Annotated in this window: 2 protein-coding genes; one reads left to right on the top strand and one right to left on the bottom strand. The window is 69.0% G+C overall.

Annotated elements, in window-relative coordinates; genetic code table 11:
* Window positions 1-123 precede the first annotated feature (123 nt).
* The gene (locus VGB60_RS04485; protein ID WP_331037076.1) at window positions 124-1,323 is read right to left on the bottom strand and encodes an efflux RND transporter periplasmic adaptor subunit; all 1,200 of its coding nucleotides are present in this window, start codon (window positions 1,321-1,323) and stop codon (window positions 124-126) included.
* A gap of 213 nt (window positions 1,324-1,536) precedes the next feature.
* On the opposite strand from VGB60_RS04485, the gene lepA reads away from it, so the two are divergent.
* Window positions 1,537-3,126, top strand: a 1,590-nt coding sequence (gene lepA / locus VGB60_RS04480) for a translation elongation factor 4 (RefSeq protein WP_331037075.1), incomplete at its 3' end; no start/stop codon positions are given.

The raw sequence follows: 3,126 nt of genomic DNA, 5'->3' as shown, positions 1-3,126 counted from the left end.
CGTCGGGGAAGTTGTTGGTCCGCAGGTTGAAGTAGCTCATCGTCCCGGCGATCGTCAGGACGATGAACATCAGGACGATCGGGATGGGGTTCCGGATCGACCAGGACGAGATGTTGTTGAAGTTCATCGCGCGGGCGCTCCGGCCGGTGCGCCTGCGGCCGTGGGCGCGGGCGTGTTGGCGGGGGCCTGTTGCGGGACCGCGGCCGGTCGCGCGGCGCGCGGCGCGGCGACGGAGACCCGGTCGCCTTCGCCGAGGAAGCCCGCGCCCTGCACGACCACGCGCTGTCCCGATGTCAGGCCGCTGTTGATCGCCACCAGTCCGCCCTCCCGCAGGCCGGGCTGGACCGGAGTGAAGCGGACGGTGCTGTTGCTGTTCACGACGTAAACGCCCGGCTTGCCCTCGCGATAGACAATGGCCTCGCTCGGCACGACCAGGGCCGGCAGATCGCCGACGGCGATCTGCGCCCGGGCGAACATGCCCGGCTTCAGCCGGGTGCCGGTCAGGGAGATGCGGGCCACGCCGAGGCGGGACTGCGGATCGACCTCGGGGGTCACGATGCGGACCGTGCCCACGCCGCCGGTTTCACGATCGGAAACCACGGTCGCCGACTGGCCCGGGCGGACCAGCGCCAACTCCGTCTCCGGCACCTGGGCGTCGAGCTCCAGCCGGCCGTCGCGGACGATGCGGAACAGCTCGGTCCCCGGCGAGATGATCTGGCCGCGCGTCACGCTGCGCCGGGTCACCAGACCTGACACCGGCGCCCGGACGGTGGCCTGCGACAGCCGCGTGCGGGTCTCGGACAGGCCGGCGCGGGCCGCCGACAGGTTCGCCTGCGACGCCCGCTGGTTGGCCAGAGCCGTATCCAGACCCGCCTGGCTGAGGAAGCCTCGGTCCCTCAGCTCTTGCGCGCGGCCCAGCGCCGCGTCGTCGCGGGCCGCGTTCGCCTGCGCCGTCTGCACCGCCGCCTGCTGCTGGCTCAGCTGCGCGCGCAGCAGGGCGTCGTTCATCTGCACCAGCGGCTGGCCCTGACGCACGTAGGCGCCTTCGTCGGCATAGACCGCCGTGGCGGTCAGCCCCCCGGCCTCGGCGCCCACCGGCACCTCTTCCCACGCCGAGACGGTGCCGGAGGCGGTCACGGTGCGCGGAAGATTGCGCAGGCTCACCGTCTGCACGCCCACCGCCTGGGTGCTGGCGGCCTCTGCCGCGGCCTTCTTCTCGGCGTCGTCGGCCGCGTCATGGCCGCCGCAGGCCGCCAGCGCCGTCATGACGGCGGCAACGGTCATGGCCGTGAGGGGCCGGAAATCGCGGAGGCTGATCGACACGTCTGGTCCCCTTGGTCGGCCGTCGCGGAGGGAGCCGCGGGCCAGAGAGGGCGCGCACCGGCGCCCGTTGTCATCCGCTGTTGAATAGCGCGTCCGCCCGCGCTTCTCAAACGCGAAAGTCCGCGTTACGCGGAAGTAATCCGGCCGCGCCGCGTATTCGACCGCCGCCCCGCCGCGTTGGCGATTCCGCCCCGCCGTGCTACCGGCCCGGCCATGACGAACACCTCCTCCAGGACGGCCATCGAGCGCATCCGCAACTTCAGCGTGGTGGCCCATATCGACCACGGCAAATCGACGCTTTCGGATCGGCTGATTCAGGTCACGGGCGGGCTGACGGCGCGCGAGATGTCGGCGCAAGTCCTTGATAACATGGACATCGAGAAGGAGCGGGGGATCACCATCAAGGCGCAGACGGTGCGCCTGAACTATCGCGCGAAGGACGGGCTCGACTACGTCCTGAACCTGATGGACACGCCGGGGCACGTCGATTTCGCCTATGAGGTCAGCCGGTCGCTGGCGGCGTGCGAGGGATCGCTGCTGGTGGTCGATGCGTCGCAGGGGGTCGAGGCGCAGACGCTGGCCAATGTCTATCAGGCGATCGACAACAACCACGAGATCGTGCCGGTCCTGAACAAGATCGACCTGCCGGCGGCCGAGCCGGAGCGGGTGCGCGAGCAGATCGAGGACGTCATCGGCATCGACGCCTCCGAGGCCGTTCTGTGCAGCGCCAAATCGGGCATCGGCATCGAGGAGGTGCTAGAGGCCATCGTCACCCGCCTGCCGCCGCCCAAGGGCGACCCGGACGCCCCGCTGAAGGCCATGCTGGTCGACGCCTGGTACGACCCCTATCTGGGCGTGGTCCTGCTGGTGCGCGTATTCGACGGCGTGCTGAAGGCCGGCCAGCGCATCAAGATGATGCAGCACGGCACCACCCATCTGGTCGACCGCGTCGGCGTCTTCCTGCCGAAGAACACCCCGGTGGAGCAGCTGTCGGCCGGCGAGGTCGGCTTCATCACCGCCCAGATCAAGGAGGTCGCCCACGCCGCCGTCGGCGACACCATCACCGACGAGAAGAAGCCGACCGCCGAACCGCTGAAGGGCTTCAAGGAAGTCCAGTCGGTGGTCTTCTGCGGCCTGTTCCCGGTCGACGCCGCCGACTTCGAGGACCTGCGCGCCGCCATCGGCCGCCTGCGCCTGAACGACGCCAGCTTCACCTACGAAATGGAATCCAGCGCCGCCCTCGGCTTCGGCTTCCGCTGCGGCTTCCTCGGCCTGCTGCACCTCGAGATCATACAGGAGCGCCTCAGCCGCGAGTTCAACCTCGACCTGATCGCGACCGCCCCGTCGGTGGTCTACAAGATCGCCCTGCGCGACGGCTCCAGCATCGACCTGCACAACCCGGCCGACCTGCCCGACGTGATGCAGATCATGGAAATCAGCGAGCCGTGGATCAAGGCGACCATCCTGACCCCCGACGAGTATCTGGGCGGCGTCATCAAGCTGTGCCAGGACCGCCGCGGCAGCCAGGTCGAACTGTCCTACGTCGGCAGCCGCGCGCTGGTGGTCTATGAGCTGCCGCTGAACGAGGTCGTCTTCGACTTTTACGACCGGCTGAAGTCGATCTCGAAGGGCTATGCCTCGTTCGACTACGAGCTGTCGGATTACAAGGTCGGCGACCTGGTCAAGATGAACATCCTCGTCAACGCCGAGCCGGTCGACGCCCTGTCCATGCTGGTCCACCGCGGCCGAGCCGAGATGCGCGGGCGCAGCATGGTCGAGAAGATGAAGGAGCTGATCCCGCCC

The organism is Brevundimonas sp. (assembly GCF_036399195.1).
Classification (GTDB): domain Bacteria; phylum Pseudomonadota; class Alphaproteobacteria; order Caulobacterales; family Caulobacteraceae; genus Brevundimonas.
The sequence above is the reverse complement of the archived record's forward strand: the minus strand, read 5'-3'. Positions and strand labels throughout refer to the sequence as shown.